Source organism: Mammaliicoccus sp. Dog046, from assembly GCF_034039665.1.
Lineage (GTDB): Bacteria > Bacillota > Bacilli > Staphylococcales > Staphylococcaceae > Mammaliicoccus.
In genome coordinates this window covers 884,367-902,676 of the sequence record NZ_CP120131.1, presented here as the reverse complement: position 1 = coordinate 902,676, position 18,310 = coordinate 884,367, and the positions used below count along the sequence as shown (strand labels likewise).

Genomic DNA, 18,310 nt, shown 5'->3' with positions numbered 1-18,310 from the left:
ACCCTTACTAAGGGAGCTCAATAAAAACACTATTTTCTAGGCTGCTAATTTCCTATATTCTATAGGGGATAAGTAGCCTAGTTTTTGTTGAATTCTAACTTTATTATAGTTTTCAATGTAATTTTCGACAATATCTATTACAATAGTATTAGAGCTTCTAAGCTCACTGTTTAAGTAGAATGTTTCACACTTTAGAGAGGCATGAAAACATTCTATTGGGGCATTATCAGCTGGCGTTCCCTTACGGGACATGCTTCTGGTAATGCCTTTTTCTGTACATAGGGCATAGTATTCATAAGAAGTATACACACTTCCTTGATCACTATGTAATATAGCTCCTGGTTCCAATTGAAGTTGTTTTAATGTCTCATTTACTAATTCTTGATTTTGGTTTTTACCAATTTTATATGCCACAATTTCACCATTGTAAGCATCCATGATAGATGAAAGATACAACATTGTATTCCCGAAGGGTAAATAAGTGATATCTGTTAAAAGTACTTCTAAAGGTTTCTCTGCTTTGAAATTTCTATTCAATAGATTATGTGTCTTATAATATGGGTTTCCTGGTCTTTTCGATTTCTTCACGCGTACTTTACAATTTAATTTATGTTTTTGCATAATCCTTTGTACTTTCTTGTGATTAATTTTTTTATTATTTTTTCTATTTAACAAGGCAGTTATTTTTCTATAACCATATGTAAAACGATGTTTCTTACATAGTTCTATAATTTCTCGTTCATCCTCAGATATACTGAAATCTTTGTTTTTCCATCTGTAATAATTTGATTTTGGAATATCTAAAGCTTCTAAAATGACTTTCACTGTATATTTAGATTTCAATTCATTTACTAATTCAACAACTACTTCTGGGACCACTTCCTTTCCAATTCCTTGTACTTTTTTAAAATTTCATTTTCTACTTCTTTGCGCTTTAATTCAATTTTTAGTGTTTCAACAGTGCTAAATTCTTCATTTCCTTTTCCATAGGAATATTGTTTACCTACTTGTTGATTGAATCTATGTGTTTCCCCATTTCTATACCATTTCCACCACACTTTAACTTGAGATTCATTTTTAATATTTAAAGCATCCATTATTTCTCTTGCGCTATATCCTTTAAGTTTCATTTCTACTACTTTATATTTTGTTTCAACTGAATATGCCACTCTTTTCATAGAAAAAACACCTCCGTATAAATTCATTTTAATATGAATTCAACGAAAGTGTTTTTATTTTACTCCCACATCCTGGGGTTAGTGCAATATCGTAGTTAAGGTGTTTTTCCTATTACTCTATTTATGTAAAAATCAAAGTACAAGACATAAAATGTGAAAAGTAAAAATACTATTTCGACTTAATTCCAATTGTCTTATCAAAGAAAAGATATACCGGATAAGTTATTACAGATACTATTATATTCTTTCTCCATTCAATGCTATCACTAAATATCAAATTAAATATTGTTAAAAGTATTAACATAATTGCTGAAAAGCAAATATATGATAATAAAATTTTCAAATTTATAACCTACCTTTTATAATACTTTTTATCTGCACTTATTCCACAGGATAACTGAATATAAGTCAAATTAATAATTAGTCTAGGTATACTCCCTTAAAAATATTACCTACTAACAATTGATTATTAATAGAAGCTACTTCTTATCGTAATTTTGTTTTTCTGCTTGTAATTAATGTCTATAATATTATATAAATTTCACTGAACTTCTTCAATATAATTTTTAGTGATCACAAATTTAAATATATATAATGACAAATAAAAAAACCGTAAACATCATGTTTACGGTTTTACTATTTATACCGGTGGTCGGGTTCGAACCGACACGTCCTCAACGGACACGGGATTTTGAGTCCCGCGTGTCTGCCAATTCCACCACACCGGCACAATGATATATCTACAAAAAAATCTTCCCAATGGAAGAATTAATGGAGCGGAAGATAGGACTTACACCTATATCTCATTCCGGGAAGGAATGTATTCTAAAAGTTGAAATACTCCCGCATTTTAAAAATTAATAATACAAAGCAGTATTGGAGCGGAAGATAGGACTTACACCTATACCTCATTCCGGGAAGGAATGCATTCTAAGAGTTGAAATACTCCCGCATTTTAAAAATTATTCATATAAAACAATATTGGAGCGGAAGATAGGACTTACACCTATATCTCATTCCGGGAAGGAATGTATTCTAAGAGTTGAAATACTCCCGCAAGTTATTAATGGAGGCGGCAACCGGATTTGAACCGGTGAATAGAGGTTTTGCAGACCTCGGCCTTACCACTTGGCTATGCCGCCTAAGTACTGGGCTAGCTGGATTCGAACCAGCGCGTGACGGAGTCAAAGTCCGTTGCCTTACCGCTTGGCTATAGCCCATTAATAAAAAAATAAGGGCGACTGATGGGAATCGAACCCACGAGTGTCGGAACCACAATCCGATGCGTTAACCACTTCGCCACAATCGCCATGGCAGGGGCAGTAGGAATCGAACCCACATCAAAGGTTTTGGAGACCTCTATTCTACCGTTAAACTATGCCCCTAAAAAATATAAATGGTGGAGGGGGGCAGATTCGAACTGCCGAACCCGAAGGAGCGGATTTACAGTCCGCCGCGTTTAGCCACTTCGCTACCCCTCCGTTAGATGGTGCCGGCCAGAGGACTTGAACCCCCAACCTACTGATTACAAGTCAGTTGCTCTACCAGTTGAGCTAGGCCGGCTAAAAGATAAAAATGGCTCAGGACGGAATCGAACCGCCGACACAAGGATTTTCAGTCCTTTGCTCTACCGACTGAGCTACTGAGCCATACATGAAATTTTAAAAAAATGGCGGTCCCGACGGGAATCGAACCCGCGATCTCCTGCGTGACAGGCAGGCATGTTAACCGCTACACCACGGGACCTAATAATAATTGCGGGAGGCGGATTTGAACCACCGACCTTCGGGTTATGAGCCCGACGAGCTACCGAACTGCTCCATCCCGCGATAATAATAAATAATTTTACAAATATAATGGCGGAGGAAGAGGGATTCGAACCCCCGCGAGCCGTTAAGCCCCTGTCGGTTTTCAAGACCGATCCCTTCAGCCGAACTTGGGTATTCCTCCACTATATAAGTATGGACCTTGCAGGACTCGAACCTGCGACCCAACGGTTATGAGCCGTTTGCTCTGACCAACTGAGCTAAAGGTCCTAAATTTAAAATATGTATTCCATATTCAAAATTTTAATGGCGGCGGAGGGGATCGAACCCCCGACCTCACGGGTATGAACCGTACGCTCTAGCCAGCTGAGCTACGCCGCCATGATGATATTATTATTTAAATGGTGGAGACTAGCGGGATCGAACCGCTGACCTCCTGCGTGCAAAGCAGGCGCTCTCCCATCTGAGCTAAGCCCCCATTCAATATGTAACTTTTAAAAGAGTCGGGAAGACAGGATTCGAACCTGCGACCCCTTGGTCCCAAACCAAGTGCTCTACCAAGCTGAGCTACTTCCCGTAACCATAAATGGTCATTACGCGCCCGAGAGGAGTCGAACCCCTAGCCTCTTGATCCGTAGTCAAACGCTCTATCCAATTGAGCTACGGGCGCATATTAATATGGTGCCGAGGACCGGAATCGAACCGGTACGGTAATCACTTACCGCAGGATTTTAAGTCCTGTGCGTCTGCCAGTTCCGCCACCCCGGCATATAATGGAGCAGAAGACGGGATTCGAACCCGCGACCCCAACCTTGGCAAGGTTGTATTCTACCGCTGAACTACTTCTGCTAAATTAAATGCTTGAATCATATTAATAATAATGCGGGTGAAGGGAGTCGAACCCCCACGCCTTGCGGCGCTAGATCCTAAGTCTAGTGCGTCTGCCAATTCCGCCACACCCGCTAATGGTGAGCCATAGAGGATTCGAACCTCTGACCCTCTGATTAAAAGTCAGATGCTCTACCAACTGAGCTAATGGCTCTAAAAAACATGGTGCCGGCCAGAGGACTTGAACCCCCAACCTACTGATTACAAGTCAGTTGCTCTACCAGTTGAGCTAGGCCGGCTTTAAATGGTGGAGAATGACGGGTTCGAACCGCCGACCCTCTGCTTGTAAGGCAGATGCTCTCCCAGCTGAGCTAATTCTCCATTTAAATGTTTAATAGTATATTTTGTTTTAAATACTTTTGGTATTTGCCCGGCAACGTCCTACTCTCGCGGAACGTAAGTCCAACTACCATCGGCGCTAAAGAGCTTAACTTCTGTGTTCGGCATGGGAACAGGTGTGACCTCTTTGCCATCATCACCAGACAAATAGTAAAAATATTAAGAATGATATTACACATTCAAAACTAGATAGTAAGCAGATTTTACGGCATAAACCGAGTTAAAAATTTTGATTAAGTCTTCGATCGATTAGTATTCGTCAGCTACACACATTACTGCGCTTACACCCCGAACCTATTAACCTCATCATCTTTGAGGGATCTTATAACCGAAGTTGGGAAATCTCATCTTGAGGGGGGCTTCATGCTTAGATGCTTTCAGCACTTATCCCGTCCATACATAGCTACCCAGCTATGCCGCTGGCGCGACAACTGGTACACCAGAGGTATGTCCATCCCGGTCCTCTCGTACTAAGGACAGCTCCTCTCAAATTTCCTACGCCCACGACGGATAGGGACCGAACTGTCTCACGACGTTCTGAACCCAGCTCGCGTACCGCTTTAATGGGCGAACAGCCCAACCCTTGGGACCGACTACAGCCCCAGGATGCGATGAGCCGACATCGAGGTGCCAAACCTCCCCGTCGATGTGAACTCTTGGGGGAGATAAGCCTGTTATCCCCGGGGTAGCTTTTATCCGTTGAGCGATGGCCCTTCCATGCGGAACCACCGGATCACTAAGTCCGTCTTTCGACCCTGCTCGACTTGTAGGTCTCGCAGTCAAGCTCCCTTGTGCCTTTACACTCTGCGAATGATTTCCAACCATTCTGAGGGAACCTTTGAGCGCCTCCGTTACTCTTTAGGAGGCGACCGCCCCAGTCAAACTGCCCGCCTGACACTGTCTCCCACCATGATCAAATGGTGCGGGTTAGAAAGTCAACACAGCCAGGGTAGTATCCCACCAGCGCCTCCACGTAAGCTAGCGCTCACGCTTCAAAGGCTCCTACCTATCCTGTACAAGCTGTGCCAAATTTCAATATCAGGCTGCAGTAAAGCTCCACGGGGTCTTTCCGTCCTGTCGCGGGTAACCTGCATCTTCACAGGTACTATGATTTCACCGAGTCTCTCGTTGAGACAGTGCCCAAATCGTTACGCCTTTCGTGCGGGTCGGAACTTACCCGACAAGGAATTTCGCTACCTTAGGACCGTTATAGTTACGGCCGCCGTTTACTGGGGCTTCGATTCGTAGCTTCGCAGAAGCTAACCACTCCTCTTAACCTTCCAGCACCGGGCAGGCGTCAGCCCCTATACATCACCTTACGGTTTAGCAGAGACCTGTGTTTTTGATAAACAGTCGCTTGGGCCTATTCACTGCGGCTCTTCAAGGCTTTCACCCTAAAAAGCACCCCTTCTCCCGAAGTTACGGGGTCATTTTGCCGAGTTCCTTAACGAGAGTTCGCTCGCTCACCTTAGAATTCTCATCTTGACTACCTGTGTCGGTTTGCGGTACGGGCACCTATTTTCTAACTAGAGGCTTTTCTTGGCAGTGTGAAATCAACGACTCGCCGGATACATGATCCAACTCCCCATCACAACTCAACCTTATGAGTGCCGGATTTGCCTAACACTCAGTCTCATTGCTTGGACGTGCACTCCAACAGCACGCTTCGCCTATCCTACTGCGTCCCCCCATCGTTCAAACAATCATAGGTGGTACAGGAATATCTACCTGTTATCCATCGCCTACGCCTATCGGCCTCGGCTTAGGTCCCGACTAACCCAGAGCGGACGAGCCTTCCTCTGGAAACCTTAGTCAATCGGTGGATGGGATTCTCACCCATCTTTCGCTACTCACACCGGCATTCTCACTTCTAAACATTCCACATGTCCTTACGATCATGCTTCGACACGTTTAGAACGCTCTCCTACCATTATCCTTACGGATAATCCACAGCTTCGGTAATATGTTTAGCCCCGGTACATTTTCGGCGCAGTGTCACTCGACTAGTGAGCTATTACGCACTCTTTAAATGATGGCTGCTTCTAAGCCAACATCCTAGTTGTCTGGGCAACGCCACATCCTTTTCCACTTAACATATATTTTGGGACCTTAGCTGGTGGTCTGGGCTGTTTCCCTTTCGACTACGGACCTTATCACCCATAGTCTGACTCCCAAGTTAAATTATTTGGCATTCGGAGTTTGTCTGAATTCGGTAACCCTAGAGGGGCCCCTCGTCCAAACAGTGCTCTACCTCCAATAATCATCACTTGAGGCTAGCCCTAAAGCTATTTCGGAGAGAACCAGCTATCTCCAAGTTCGATTGGAATTTCTCCGCTACCCACACCTCATCCGCTCACTTTTCAACGTAAGTCGGTTCGGTCCTCCATTCAGTGTTACCTGAACTTCAACCTGGACATGGGTAGATCACTTGGTTTCGGGTCTACGACCAGATACTCATTCGCCCTATTCAGACTCGCTTTCGCTACGGCTCCACATTTACTGCTTAACCTTGCATCAAATCGTAACTCGCCGGTTCATTCTACAAAAGGCACGCCATCACCCATTAACGGGCTCTGACTATTTGTAAGCACACGGTTTCAGGTTCTATTTCACTCCCCTTCCGGGGTGCTTTTCACCTTTCCCTCACGGTACTGGTTCACTATCGGTCACTAGAGAGTATTTAGCCTTGGGAGATGGTCCTCCCGGATTCCGACGGAATTTCACGTGTTCCGCCGTACTCAGGATCCACTCAGGAGAGAAATAACTTTCGACTACAGGACTTTTACCTTCTATGGTTGGCTTTTCCAAAGCCATTCGTCTAATTATTTCCTTTGTAACTCCGTATTGAGTGTCCTACAACCCCAACAAGCAAGCTTGTTGGTTTGGGCTCTTCCCGTTTCGCTCGCCGCTACTCAGGGAATCGAGTTTTCTTTCTCTTCCTCCGGGTACTAAGATGTTTCAGTTCTCCGGGTGTGCCTTCTCACATACTATGTATTCATATGCGGATAACATGACATAACTCATGCTGGGTTTCCCCATTCGGAAATCTCTGGATCAAAGCGTACTTACAGCTCCCCAAAGCATATCGTCGTTAGTAACGTCCTTCGTCGGCTTCTAGTGCCAAGGCATCCACCGTGCGCCCTTAATAACTTAATCTAATATTTCCTTATACATCACTGTTTAAGAAAATAAATGTTATTAATCTGTGATGTCGTCTAAAAAGACGACGCGCGATTATTAAGCTTGTTGAATTTCGTTAGAAATTCACTCGGTTTTTTGCTTGGTAAAATCTATTTGCTTACTTATCTAGTTTTCAATGTGCAATTAAATAATGGTGGAGACTAGCGGGATCGAACCGCTGACCTCCTGCGTGCAAAGCAGGCGCTCTCCCATCTGAGCTAAGCCCCCTAATTGGGTAATTAAAAATTTAATGGTGGGCCTAAATGGACTCGAACCATCGACCTCACGCTTATCAGGCGTGCGCTCTAACCAGCTGAGCTATAGGCCCATTCTAAATTTTGAATGTTAAATAAACATTCAAAACTGAATACAATATGTCTACGCTATTCCATGACCTAATGGTCATTCCGTAATATCCTTAGAAAGGAGGTGATCCAGCCGCACCTTCCGATACGGCTACCTTGTTACGACTTCACCCCAATCATTTGTCCCACCTTCGACGGCTAGCTCCTAATAAAAGGTTACTCCACCGGCTTCGGGTGTTACAAACTCTCGTGGTGTGACGGGCGGTGTGTACAAGACCCGGGAACGTATTCACCGTAGCATGCTGATCTACGATTACTAGCGATTCCAGCTTCATGTAGTCGAGTTGCAGACTACAATCCGAACTGAGAATAATTTTATGGGATTTGCTTGGCCTCGCGGATTCGCTGCCCTTTGTATTATCCATTGTAGCACGTGTGTAGCCCAAATCATAAGGGGCATGATGATTTGACGTCATCCCCACCTTCCTCCGGTTTGTCACCGGCAGTCAACCTAGAGTGCCCAACTTAATGATGGCAACTAAGCTTAAGGGTTGCGCTCGTTGCGGGACTTAACCCAACATCTCACGACACGAGCTGACGACAACCATGCACCACCTGTCACTTTGTCCCCCGAAGGGGAAAACTCTATCTCTAGAGCGATCAAAGGATGTCAAGATTTGGTAAGGTTCTTCGCGTTGCTTCGAATTAAACCACATGCTCCACCGCTTGTGCGGGTCCCCGTCAATTCCTTTGAGTTTCAACCTTGCGGTCGTACTCCCCAGGCGGAGTGCTTAATGCGTTAGCTGCAGCACTAAGGGGCGGAAACCCCCTAACACTTAGCACTCATCGTTTACGGCGTGGACTACCAGGGTATCTAATCCTGTTTGATCCCCACGCTTTCGCACCTCAGCGTCAGTTACAGACCAGAGAGCCGCCTTCGCCACTGGTGTTCCTCCATATCTCTGCGCATTTCACCGCTACACATGGAATTCCACTCTCCTCTTCTGCACTCAAGTTCCCCAGTTTCCAATGACCCTCCACGGTTGAGCCGTGGGCTTTCACATCAGACTTAAGAAACCGCCTACGCGCGCTTTACGCCCAATAATTCCGGATAACGCTTGCCACCTACGTATTACCGCGGCTGCTGGCACGTAGTTAGCCGTGGCTTTCTGGTTAGGTACCGTCAAGACTTGTTCAGTTACTAACAAATTTGTTCTTCCCTAACAACAGAGTTTTACGATCCGAAAACCTTCATCACTCACGCGGCGTTGCTCCGTCAGGCTTTCGCCCATTGCGGAAGATTCCCTACTGCTGCCTCCCGTAGGAGTCTGGACCGTGTCTCAGTTCCAGTGTGGCCGATCACCCTCTCAGGTCGGCTACGTATCGTCGCCTTGGTAAGCCATTACCTTACCAACTAGCTAATACGGCGCGGGTCCATCTATAAGTGACAGCCGAAGCCGCCTTTCACTTTTGAACCATGCGGTTCAAAATATTATCAGGTATTAGCCCCGGTTTCCCGGAGTTATCCCAGTCTTATAGGTAGGTTACCCACGTGTTACTCACCCGTCCGCCGCTAACATCAGAGAAGCAAGCTTCTCATCTGTTCGCTCGACTTGCATGTATTAGGCACGCCGCCAGCGTTCATCCTGAGCCAGGATCAAACTCTCCATAAAAGAAGTAAGCTTGATTAGCTCTTTTTGATTGGTTAAGCCAATCACTCTTGAAAGTACTAATAGTACTCAAATTATTGGAATTAACGTTGACATATTGTCATTCAGTTTTCAATGTTCATTTGTCTCACAAGAAATAATTATACTATAAATCATTTCTTTATGCAAGCATTATTTTTAAAAAATTTAATTTCTTTTTTAATTTGTTTCGTTTGGTTATTATTTAAAAAATAACTTCCTTTCGAACAACTTGCATAATTTATATTACATTGTTATTTGATTAATTTCAAGCGTTAAATTTACACTTTATTAACCTTTTTAACAATTGCTTTAATCTGTTGTGTCTGTCTGTTTTGACGACTTTTATATAATATCAAGATATATGGACTACGTCAACGATTTATACAAACTAATATGTGTATTTTTTCGCTTTAAAAGGGACTATATATTTAAATAGAAATTATGCTATACTTTATCAGAAGTAATGACTATGGAGGGTATAGAATTGAAGCTATTTCAGAGAAAACCTACTAGTAAAATTAATAGAATTAGATCATTTGCACTCGGGTTAATCTTTCTTGGGATGATAATAATGTATATAGGTGTGTTCTTCTTCTATTATTTTAAGAGCCAAATTGTATTTAGTATCTTCTTAATTTTAGGAATGTTGGCATTAGGTTTTTCATTCATCGTTTATTTTTGGATTGGTATGTTAAGTTCTCGGACGATTCAAGTTCAATGTCCTAACTGCGATCACTATACTAAAATGTTAGGAAGAGCTGATATATGTTCAAATTGTAATCAGCCACTAACGTTAGATAAGAATCTAGAGGGTAAAACTTTTAACCAAGACTATAACAATAGTAGAAAGTCTAAAAAACTAGAAGATCAGCATACTGATTAGTTCAAACAAATAAAAGAAACGCTTAGACTTGATCTAAGCGTTTCTTTTATTTGTTTTTATTTTGACATTCCGGACAAACACCATATATTTCCATTCTGTGGTGGGTAACTGAAAAACTTGTAACATGTTGAGCGAGTTGTTCAACTTCGTCTAATCTTGGATAGTGAAAATCAGATATCTTACCACATTGATCACAAATGATATGATAATGATTATGTGTTTCGAAATCAAAACGACTTGACGCATCACCATATGTTAATTCTTTAACAAGCCCAGTTTCTTTAAAGACCTTAAGGTTATTATAAACTGTAGCAACACTCATATTAGGAAATTGTGGTGAAAGTGACTGATAAATTTCATCAGCTGTAGGATGACTATCTGTTTCTATTAAATATTGAAGTATTGATTGACGCTGTGGTGTGATTCTAACTCCCGTACTTCTTAATGTACCAATTGCATCATCTAACATATGTTCAACATTCTCAGCATTACGTTGCATCCTTTCACCCACCTTCTAATTTATAATTACTATTATTCATAATATATCCCTTTTTGTTGTATTTTGTCAAACAATTGATTAATAACCTTGTTTTGTATTAACAACATTTTTAAATGGTGAATTTTTCTTATCAACTAATATTTTCAAATTATCAATCAATATGTCAGTACTTCTTATTAAGTTGTTTTTATCATTACCTGTAATATGCGGTGTAATCATTACATTATCCATATCATACAATTGAGATGATTCAGCTAATGGTTCCTCTTCAAATACATCAATAGAAGCAAATCTGATTTCTTCTTGCTTAAGTGCTTCTACCAATACCGCTTCAGATACAATTGTTCCTCTACCTACATTTATAAAGTGCGCATGCTTATTCATTGCTTTAAAGTCATCTTTATCTAATAAATGTATCGTTGCTTTTGTTTCTGGTAATACATTCACAATAAAATCAGCTCGAGAAAATACATGTCGTCTTTCTTCTATAGAATATACTTCATCGAAACCATCAATACTTCGACCATCTGTATTGATTCCGATTATGTTCATATTAAATGCTCGAGCTATTTTTGCAGTTTGTTGTGGAATCTTTCCTGTTCCTAAAAAGAGTATCGTTTTCTCATTGATTGAATCCGGTGTTAATTTATTTAAAAATGTATGTTGCTTCTGTGCTTCATACGTTTCCTTAAACAACTTAATGTCATTTAGAATATATGCAAATACAAACTCAGCAATTTGAATGGCGTGTACACCTTTCGCATTAGTTAATATAATACCTCTTTCTTCTATATAATCTAAGGGTAAATTATTAACACCTGTTGCGTACCAAGCAAGAAGTTTAAGGTTTTTACATTTTTCTAATATCGCTTGGTTTAATTCACCATGATAACTTACCAATACATCTGCATCAGCGAGCACATGTTCTTCAGCTTCTCCAGGATATTTATAAAACGTAAAATCTATGTTTGGAAATGCGCTGATTAATCTTTCTTCTTGATCTTTTAACCTCATTAAAGTGACAATCTTCATATTTATCATTCCTCTAAAAAGTTTTTAAGTTCCTCTATTTGCGTTTTCACTTTCACTTTATCAATTTGATGAATTAATTTACCTTCTTCATCTACAACAAAAGTAGTTCTAACAATCCCCATTGATTCTTTACCGAATGATTTTTTTAATTGATAAACACCTAATGCTTTTGATAGTTCATAATCTTCATCGACTAATAAATCAAAATTCAACTCTAGTTTGTTTGAGAAATTAAAATGTTTCTTCTCGCTATCACCACTAACACCAAACACTTTAGTATTCAATTGATTGAATAACTCCAAGTTATCTCTAAAATCACATGCTTCAGTTGTACAAGTTGGTGTATTGTCACGAGGGTAAAAATAAATAATATATTTACTTCCTTTAAGCGTATCGCTACTAATTAATTCACCATTTTGATTTTTCATTTCGAATTTCGGGAACTTCTCTCCAATTTGTACCATAATTCAAACTCCTTTAAACGATAGTTATTTAATTTTATGATACGATATAAATGAAAATAATTAAATCAAAAGAGGTTGATAGAATGAATTTTAAAAATAGTGAACACTTACAAACACTTTCAAATGAATATATATTAGGCGGTGTAAACTCCCCTTCTCGTTCTTATAAAGCAGTTGGTGGTGGTGCACCAGTCGTAATGAAAAAAGGAAAAGGCGCATACTTTTACGATGTGGATGACAATAAATACATTGATTACTTACAAGCTTACGGACCAATCATAGCTGGCCATGCACATCCACATATTACTAAAGCAATTAAAGATGCTGCTGAAGATGGTGTTTTATTCGGTACACCAACTGAATACGAAATCACTTTTGCTAAAAAATTACGTAATGCAATTCCATCATTAGAGAAAATTAGATTTGTTAACTCTGGTACTGAAGCTGTAATGACAACTATTAGAGTTGCACGTGCTTACACTAATCGAGATAAAATCATTAAATTCGCGGGTTGTTATCATGGACATTCTGACCTTGTGCTTGTAGCTGCGGGTAGTGGTCCTTCTCAATTAGGTACACCTGATTCAGCTGGCGTTCCGAAAAGCGTTGCTCAAGAAGTCATCACTGTACCATTTAATGACATTGATTCTTTCAAAGAAGCGATGGATCATTGGGGTGACGAAGTTGCTGGTGTATTAGTAGAACCTATTGTTGGTAATTTCGGTATGGTTGAACCTAAAGAAGGATTTTTAGAAGCAGTTAACGACATCACACATCAACATGGTGGTTTAGTTATATATGATGAAGTCATTACTGCGTTTAGATTCCATTACGGTGCAGCACAAGATTTATTAGGGGTTTATCCTGACTTAACTGCTTTCGGTAAAGTTATTGGTGGCGGTTTACCAATCGGAGCATACGGTGGTAGACAAGAAATTATGGAACATGTTGCCCCACTTGGTCCTGCATATCAAGCTGGAACAATGGCAGGAAATCCATTATCTATGCGTGCTGGCATTGCATTATTAGAAATTTTAGAACAACCTGGTGTGTATGATCAATTAGATCAATTAGGTAAACAATTAGAAGAAGGATTACTTGAACTTATAGAGAAGCACAATGTCGAAGCAACTGTAAATCGTATTAAAGGCGCGCTTACACTCTACTTTACAAACGAAAAAGTAGAGAACTATGTACAAGCGGAAAATACGGACGGAGAGAAGTTCGGTAAATTCTTTAAAGCAATGCTAAATCAAGGTATTAATTTAGCACCATCAAAATACGAAGCTTGGTTCTTAACAACAGAACATACTGAAGCAGATATAAAACAAACATTAACCGCAGTCGATTATGCACTATCACAACTATAGACTTGAAAAGTTATTAAAAACCATGTATAAACAATATATACTAGGCTTGTAGTCAATCGTACAATCCTGTTTTTAATAACATAAAGGAATGGTTTTATGAAATTTGGGGCAAGAATATTTAAAACTGGTATCGCAATTGTCCTAGCAATATTTCTAGCAAATTTACTGCCAGGACCAGCTATGATTACATCTATAGCTGGAGTAACCGCAATGGTCGCTATGCAACCGAGCGTTTATCGATCTTTTAAAACAGTCGTAGAGCAATTTCAAGGGAATGTCATTGGTGCGATTACAGCTGTTGCTATATTTTCAATTTTTGGCAATAACGTTGTATTTATCGGCTTAACAGCGATTATCATTATTTCTATACTTTATAGATTTAATTTACAACATGTTTCAAATTTAGCCGTTGTTACTGCGCTAATCATTCTTGGACATCATGAAGGTGACTTCTATATTTCAGCTTTATATAGATTTATCTTAGTAATGATCGGTGTACTTAGTGCATTTGTAGTAAACTTCACATTCCTACCACCTAAATTTGAAACGAAAATGTATTACAACTCTTTAAATATTTCTACAGATATTTTTAAATGGTTTAGATTAGTCTTAAATGGCACTACTGAATTTCATTACGTTAAACAAGATTTAGAGACAATTAGAACACGAATCGTGAAACTCGAGCAGTTTTATCTCTATTATAAAGAAGAACGTGCGTATACAAAGAAACAATCATTTACACAGATGAGAAAGAAAATCTTGTTTAAAGAAATCATCACATCAACGAGAAGAGCATATGAAGTGCTACGTAAGATGAATCGTTACGAGAATGATATTCATAACTTGAATGATCATTTAAAAGTACAAATGAAATTTGAATTAGACGAAATCATGGCACACCATGAACAAATACTAGTTAGAATTTCACAGAAAGCTAAATATGAAATAGATCAAGTACCGGATTATTTAGTAGAACCATATAAAGAAGATTTAATGGAAATCTTTATTAAAGAAATAACCGAACACTCTGATCAAGAAGATTATTATATTGAAAATATAATGCAAGTCATTGCAGCAATGCTTGATTACAAATCTACTGTACTTCATTTAGATAAACTTTCTTCTAGTTTCTTTAAATTCCATCCTGAAGATAGCGATATTCAAATTGAAGATGAAGATTTCGATTTATAAAATAAAGCACGTATACGTAGGACTTTCACCTTGTCCCATGTATACGTGCTTTTTTAATGTTTAATATTCTTTATATAATGATTTCTTATACTGACGACCATTCAACAATTCACCATTATTATTTCTAAACAGTAAATGGTGCTCATTAATGTCATTTGGTGTTTTCACACCAACTGCAGCTGCTAAATTAAACAACCCTTCGTGTAGACTAACAATATAATTTGAAACTCTATATTCTTTTTCAGAAATGACGAGTGCCGCTTCTTTCTTAGGATCAGTAGTTGCTACACCAACTGGACAGTTATTTGTATGACATTGTTGCGCCATAATACAGCCGACATTAATCATTAAGCTTCTTGCTACATTAACTAAATCCGCACCTAAACCGAGGGCTATCGCAATTTGATCCGGTGTAATTAATTTACCTGAAGCAAATACTTTCACTTTATCTCTTAAGTGATGTTTCTTTAGTTCTGAGTCGAGTAATGGTAAGGCTGTGAACAATGGCAGTCCAACTGTATCCACGAGTTCTTGATATGTTGCACCTGTTCCACCTTCCCCACCATCTACAGTAATAAAATCAGGGATAATATTTAATGTCTTCATATCCATTATTAAAGTTTGTAAATCATTTAAATTTCCGACGACAATTTTTATGCCTACAGGTTTGTCTGATAACTTTCTTAACTGTTGAACAAATTCAAGCAAATCTTTATTGTTATGTAGAAATTCAAATCTATTTGGTGAATTGACTGTTTCAAAAGGTGTGACATTTCTGATTTCCGCAATTTCCTCTGTCACTTTCGACCCTTCAATGTGTCCGCCTCTCGTCTTTGCACCTTGCGCTAATTTAAGTTCAAATGCTTTAATTTGTTTTATTTTAGACTTTTCAACAAACGCTTCTTCATCAAAGTTTCCTTCTGTATCTCTTACGCCGAATAAGCCAGGACCAATTTGAAATATAATATCACAGTCCCCTTTTAAATGGTGATCACTTAATCCACCTTCACCGGTATTCATCCATGACCCACTTCTACCTAATCCTTTAGACAAAGCTGTAATGGCATTTTGACCTAGTGCGCCATAACTCATACCTGATTGTCCAACAAGTCTTTTTACGATAAAAGGATTACCAACATTCTTTCCAATAATAATTTGATTTTCATCAGTTAAGTTATATGGCTCGACTTGCTTTTCAATTTGTTTTTCTTTTCTATCAAATAGTCCTTCATTTGTAATTTCATATAAATACGTATCAATCATTTTTTGTTGATCAATTTCTAATTCGTCATGATCAACAGGGAACATTGTATTTTGTATATAAAATCCAGGTTCTTCAAAATCTCTAACCGAACCAAAACTTTCGATTCTATTTTTATACTTACCTGACATGACGATGTTTAAATATTGTTTTCTTGAAAATGGTTTACCTTCATTATCGTTTAATAATAAGTATTGTCTTAATTCTGGTCCTATACTTTCTAGAAAATATCTTACACGTCCTAACAAAGGGTAATTCCTTAGCACACTATGATGTTTTTGACGTTTATCTATAATAAATAACGTCACACATGTAACAATCAATCCAATAATGATCACAAAGAACAAAATGTTTACGATTAGCTGGAGTACACTTAAAAATGTCATAAAAATCCCCCTCATTCTATCTCTATAAAATTCATCATAGCATAAAATGAGGGGGATGTTGTAATTTTATCCGAACGACTGGATATTATATAATTTGTAATAACTTCCTTGCGCTTGCATTAACGCTTTATGCGTACCTACTTCTTCGATACGTCCGTTTTGAACAACGACTATTTTATCTGCATGTGTGATTGTTGATAGTCTATGCGCAACAATTAATGTGGTTCTTTCTGAACTTAATATTTCTAGTGCGTCTTGGATAATCTTTTCACTTTCTAAGTCTAATGCGCTCGTTGCTTCATCAAGCACTAATACTGGAGGATTATTCAAGAATATTCTAGCGATTGAAACACGTTGTTTCTGACCACCAGATAATTTCACTCCTCGTTCACCTACTTCAGTATCATAACCATTTGGTAAAGACATAATAAAGTCGTGTGCATTTGCTTTCTTACTTGCTGCAATTACTTCTTCATCAGTCGCATCAGGTTTACCAAGTAATATATTCTCTTTTATTGAATCTGAGAATAAAATATTGTCTTGTTCAACCATACCAACTTGGTTTCTTAAACTTTCAGTTGTGAAATCTTTAACATCATGATTATCAATACGAATACTACCGCTTGTTACATCGTAGAATCTAGGAAGTAAACTAATCAATGTAGATTTACCACCACCACTCATACCAACAAAAGCAACTGTTTCTCCTTTATTGATATTTAAGTTAATATCTTTCAATACTTCTGGTTCATGTTCATTATATTTAAATGCAACATTTTCAAAAGAAATACGACCTTCTTGAATGGCGATGTCTTTTGCGTCGTCTTCATTTTTAACGTCATATTTTTCATCGAATAAATGGAATACGCGGTCCATAGATGCAATACTTTGCGTTAATGTTGTAGAAGAAGCGACTAATCTTCTTAATGGTCCATAAAGTTGTTCTAAATATGCAACGAATGCTGCTAATGTACCAACAGTTAAATTACCTTGAATAACAAGGAAACCACCAACACCTACAACTAGCAATGGCCCAATATCTGTCACTGTATTAATAACAGCAAATGATTTAGCGTTCCATTTTGTATGATCTGTTGCTTTTGTTAAGAAGTTACGATTACGATGATCAAATCTCTTTTCTTCATTACGTTCAATCGCAAAACTTTTAATTACTGACATACCTGAAACACGTTCGTGTAGAAAGCCTTGTAGCTCTGCTAAACTTTGAGATCTACGTCTCGTCAAGCTTCTTAATCTTCCGAAGAAGTAATAAATACTAAATATAAAGAATGGGAAAATAGCAATCGCAGTAAATGTCAGTTTAACATCTAATACAAACATAATACTCAATGCTATGATGATTGTTACTAAATCAAGCCATACATTCATTAATCCCGTAAGTATAAAGTCTTTCGTTTGTTCAACATCGTTAATCACACGAGAAATAATTTCTCCCGCTTTATTATTAGAATAAAATCTTGCACTTAGTGCTTGTAAATGTGTATATAATTTTTTACGAATATCATAAAGAATTTTATTTGATGTCCATTGTGCTAAGTATTGTCTGAGGTATTCTATTGGTGGTCTTAACACGATAAAGATAAATCCCATAATTAACATTGCATATGCTAATTTCTCGGTTTTCTGTCCAGCAGACAGCGCACCATTATTAATAACATCATCGATTACATATTTTATGAGTAATGGAAGTAATAATGGAATCCCAAATTTAATAATCCCGATAATAATCGTACCTACAATATGCCATTTATATGGTTTAACAAATTGCAAATACCGTTTAATCATTGTCTTTCCTCCAATTCTTTCCTTTTATAACTTGTTGTAATTAACCCCAAAAATAAAAGAGTGAGACAGAA

9 protein-coding genes, 24 tRNA genes and 3 rRNA genes are annotated in these 18,310 nt (G+C 38.6%); 3 read left to right on the top strand and 33 right to left on the bottom strand.

Annotation, left to right across the window (positions count from 1 at the left end):
- Window positions 1–36: 36 nt before the first annotated feature.
- From P3U32_RS04570 to P3U32_RS04435, 28 genes are all read right to left on the bottom strand, one after another.
- Window positions 37–1,178, bottom strand: a protein-coding gene (locus tag P3U32_RS04570; protein WP_323702460.1) for an IS3 family transposase whose coding sequence is annotated in 2 segments (ribosomal slippage) — window positions 37–908 and window positions 908–1,178 — 1,143 coding nt in all. Because the reading frame shifts where the segments join, the coding sequence is not laid out codon by codon here.
- A gap of 643 nt (window positions 1,179–1,821) precedes the next feature.
- Window positions 1,822–1,906: transfer RNA gene (locus P3U32_RS04565), tRNA-Leu, on the bottom strand.
- Between the two features lie 339 nt (window positions 1,907–2,245).
- Window positions 2,246–2,320, bottom strand: a tRNA-Cys gene (locus P3U32_RS04560).
- Between the two features lie 6 nt (window positions 2,321–2,326).
- Window positions 2,327–2,398: transfer RNA gene (locus P3U32_RS04555), tRNA-Gln, on the bottom strand.
- Window positions 2,399–2,414: 16 nt separating this feature from the next.
- Window positions 2,415–2,487 (bottom strand) — tRNA-His (locus P3U32_RS04550).
- Between the two features lie 2 nt (window positions 2,488–2,489).
- Window positions 2,490–2,563: transfer RNA gene (locus tag P3U32_RS04545), tRNA-Trp, on the bottom strand.
- Between the two features lie 12 nt (window positions 2,564–2,575).
- A tRNA-Tyr gene (locus P3U32_RS04540) sits at window positions 2,576–2,659 on the bottom strand.
- Between the two features lie 6 nt (window positions 2,660–2,665).
- Window positions 2,666–2,741, bottom strand: a tRNA-Thr gene (locus P3U32_RS04535).
- A 13-nt stretch (window positions 2,742–2,754) separates the two neighbouring features.
- Window positions 2,755–2,827: transfer RNA gene (locus tag P3U32_RS04530), tRNA-Phe, on the bottom strand.
- A 21-nt stretch (window positions 2,828–2,848) separates the two neighbouring features.
- A tRNA-Asp gene (locus tag P3U32_RS04525) sits at window positions 2,849–2,924 on the bottom strand.
- Between the two features lie 9 nt (window positions 2,925–2,933).
- A tRNA-Met gene (locus tag P3U32_RS04520) sits at window positions 2,934–3,007 on the bottom strand.
- 28 nt (window positions 3,008–3,035) lie between these two features.
- Window positions 3,036–3,128: transfer RNA gene (locus P3U32_RS04515), tRNA-Ser, on the bottom strand.
- A 12-nt stretch (window positions 3,129–3,140) separates the two neighbouring features.
- Window positions 3,141–3,214 (bottom strand) — tRNA-Ile (locus tag P3U32_RS04510).
- Window positions 3,215–3,251: 37 nt separating this feature from the next.
- Window positions 3,252–3,325: transfer RNA gene (locus P3U32_RS04505), tRNA-Met, on the bottom strand.
- A gap of 21 nt (window positions 3,326–3,346) precedes the next feature.
- Window positions 3,347–3,422 (bottom strand) — tRNA-Ala (locus P3U32_RS04500).
- A 25-nt stretch (window positions 3,423–3,447) separates the two neighbouring features.
- Window positions 3,448–3,521 (bottom strand) — tRNA-Pro (locus tag P3U32_RS04495).
- A 19-nt stretch (window positions 3,522–3,540) separates the two neighbouring features.
- Window positions 3,541–3,614, bottom strand: a tRNA-Arg gene (locus P3U32_RS04490).
- A 9-nt stretch (window positions 3,615–3,623) separates the two neighbouring features.
- A tRNA-Leu gene (locus P3U32_RS04485) sits at window positions 3,624–3,712 on the bottom strand.
- A 6-nt stretch (window positions 3,713–3,718) separates the two neighbouring features.
- Window positions 3,719–3,793, bottom strand: a tRNA-Gly gene (locus tag P3U32_RS04480).
- Window positions 3,794–3,825: 32 nt separating this feature from the next.
- Window positions 3,826–3,907 (bottom strand) — tRNA-Leu (locus P3U32_RS04475).
- A gap of 3 nt (window positions 3,908–3,910) precedes the next feature.
- A tRNA-Lys gene (locus P3U32_RS04470) sits at window positions 3,911–3,986 on the bottom strand.
- A gap of 9 nt (window positions 3,987–3,995) precedes the next feature.
- Window positions 3,996–4,071 (bottom strand) — tRNA-Thr (locus tag P3U32_RS04465).
- A 6-nt stretch (window positions 4,072–4,077) separates the two neighbouring features.
- Window positions 4,078–4,153, bottom strand: a tRNA-Val gene (locus P3U32_RS04460).
- Window positions 4,154–4,200: 47 nt separating this feature from the next.
- Window positions 4,201–4,315: ribosomal RNA gene (rrf, locus tag P3U32_RS04455) — 5S ribosomal RNA — on the bottom strand.
- 85 nt (window positions 4,316–4,400) lie between these two features.
- A 23S ribosomal RNA gene (locus tag P3U32_RS04450) occupies window positions 4,401–7,327 on the bottom strand.
- Window positions 7,328–7,503: 176 nt separating this feature from the next.
- Window positions 7,504–7,579: transfer RNA gene (locus P3U32_RS04445), tRNA-Ala, on the bottom strand.
- A 23-nt stretch (window positions 7,580–7,602) separates the two neighbouring features.
- Window positions 7,603–7,679: transfer RNA gene (locus P3U32_RS04440), tRNA-Ile, on the bottom strand.
- A 94-nt stretch (window positions 7,680–7,773) separates the two neighbouring features.
- A 16S ribosomal RNA gene (locus tag P3U32_RS04435) occupies window positions 7,774–9,329 on the bottom strand.
- Together the 16S, 23S and 5S rRNA genes with 24 tRNA genes alongside form the textbook arrangement of a ribosomal RNA operon.
- A 487-nt stretch (window positions 9,330–9,816) precedes the next feature.
- On the opposite strand from P3U32_RS04435, the gene P3U32_RS04430 reads away from it, so the two are divergent.
- Window positions 9,817–10,230: a YgzB family protein gene (locus tag P3U32_RS04430; RefSeq protein WP_416361232.1), complete on the top strand. Its 414-nt coding sequence runs from the start codon at window positions 9,817–9,819 to the stop codon at window positions 10,228–10,230.
- 46 nt (window positions 10,231–10,276) lie between these two features.
- On the opposite strand, the gene perR is transcribed toward P3U32_RS04430, so the two are convergent.
- The 3 genes from perR to P3U32_RS04415 form a co-directional block, all read right to left on the bottom strand.
- A complete protein-coding gene (perR, locus tag P3U32_RS04425) occupies window positions 10,277–10,729 on the bottom strand; it encodes a peroxide-responsive transcriptional repressor PerR (protein WP_323704431.1) in 453 nt (150 codons plus the stop codon).
- 78 nt (window positions 10,730–10,807) lie between these two features.
- Window positions 10,808–11,761: a phosphoglycerate dehydrogenase gene (locus P3U32_RS04420; RefSeq protein WP_323704430.1), complete on the bottom strand. Its 954-nt coding sequence runs from the start codon at window positions 11,759–11,761 to the stop codon at window positions 10,808–10,810.
- A gap of 5 nt (window positions 11,762–11,766) precedes the next feature.
- A complete protein-coding gene (locus P3U32_RS04415; protein ID WP_323704429.1) occupies window positions 11,767–12,225 on the bottom strand; it encodes a peroxiredoxin in 459 nt (152 codons plus the stop codon).
- Between the two features lie 83 nt (window positions 12,226–12,308).
- Between P3U32_RS04415 and P3U32_RS04410 the strand changes: the two genes are divergently transcribed.
- Window positions 12,309–13,595: a glutamate-1-semialdehyde 2,1-aminomutase gene (locus tag P3U32_RS04410; RefSeq protein WP_323704428.1), complete on the top strand. Its 1,287-nt coding sequence runs from the start codon at window positions 12,309–12,311 to the stop codon at window positions 13,593–13,595.
- Between the two features lie 96 nt (window positions 13,596–13,691).
- On the top strand, window positions 13,692–14,786 hold the full coding sequence (locus tag P3U32_RS04405) for an FUSC family protein (protein ID WP_323704427.1): 1,095 nt from the start codon (window positions 13,692–13,694) through the stop codon (window positions 14,784–14,786).
- 60 nt (window positions 14,787–14,846) lie between these two features.
- Here the strand turns inward: P3U32_RS04405 and P3U32_RS04400 are convergent, their stop codons facing one another.
- Both P3U32_RS04400 and P3U32_RS04395 read right to left on the bottom strand, forming a co-directional pair.
- Window positions 14,847–16,433 (bottom strand): FMN-binding glutamate synthase family protein, encoded by a 1,587-nt coding sequence (locus tag P3U32_RS04400; protein WP_323704426.1) that lies wholly within the window; start codon window positions 16,431–16,433, stop codon window positions 14,847–14,849.
- Window positions 16,434–16,499: 66 nt separating this feature from the next.
- Window positions 16,500–18,239, bottom strand: coding sequence for an ABC transporter ATP-binding protein (locus tag P3U32_RS04395; protein ID WP_323704425.1), 1,740 nt, complete (start codon window positions 18,237–18,239; stop codon window positions 16,500–16,502).
- Window positions 18,240–18,310: the final 71 nt, after the last annotated feature.

Bases quoted from the DNA above. Each gene is read 5' to 3' on its own strand.
- P3U32_RS04405 (WP_323704427.1), top strand. From the start codon at position 13,692: ATGAAATTTGGGGCAAGAATATTTAAAACTGGTATCGCAATTGTCCTA.
- P3U32_RS04420 (WP_323704430.1), bottom strand. From the start codon at position 11,761: ATGAAGATTGTCACTTTAATGAGGTTAAAAGATCAAGAAGAAAGATTA.
- P3U32_RS04430 (WP_416361232.1), top strand. From the start codon at position 9,817: ATGGAGGGTATAGAATTGAAGCTATTTCAGAGAAAACCTACTAGTAAA.
- perR (WP_323704431.1), bottom strand. From the start codon at position 10,729: ATGCAACGTAATGCTGAGAATGTTGAACATATGTTAGATGATGCAATT.
- P3U32_RS04395 (WP_323704425.1), bottom strand. From the start codon at position 18,239: ATGATTAAACGGTATTTGCAATTTGTTAAACCATATAAATGGCATATT.
- P3U32_RS04410 (WP_323704428.1), top strand. From the start codon at position 12,309: ATGAATTTTAAAAATAGTGAACACTTACAAACACTTTCAAATGAATAT.
- P3U32_RS04415 (WP_323704429.1), bottom strand. From the start codon at position 12,225: ATGGTACAAATTGGAGAGAAGTTCCCGAAATTCGAAATGAAAAATCAA.
- P3U32_RS04400 (WP_323704426.1), bottom strand. From the start codon at position 16,433: ATGACATTTTTAAGTGTACTCCAGCTAATCGTAAACATTTTGTTCTTT.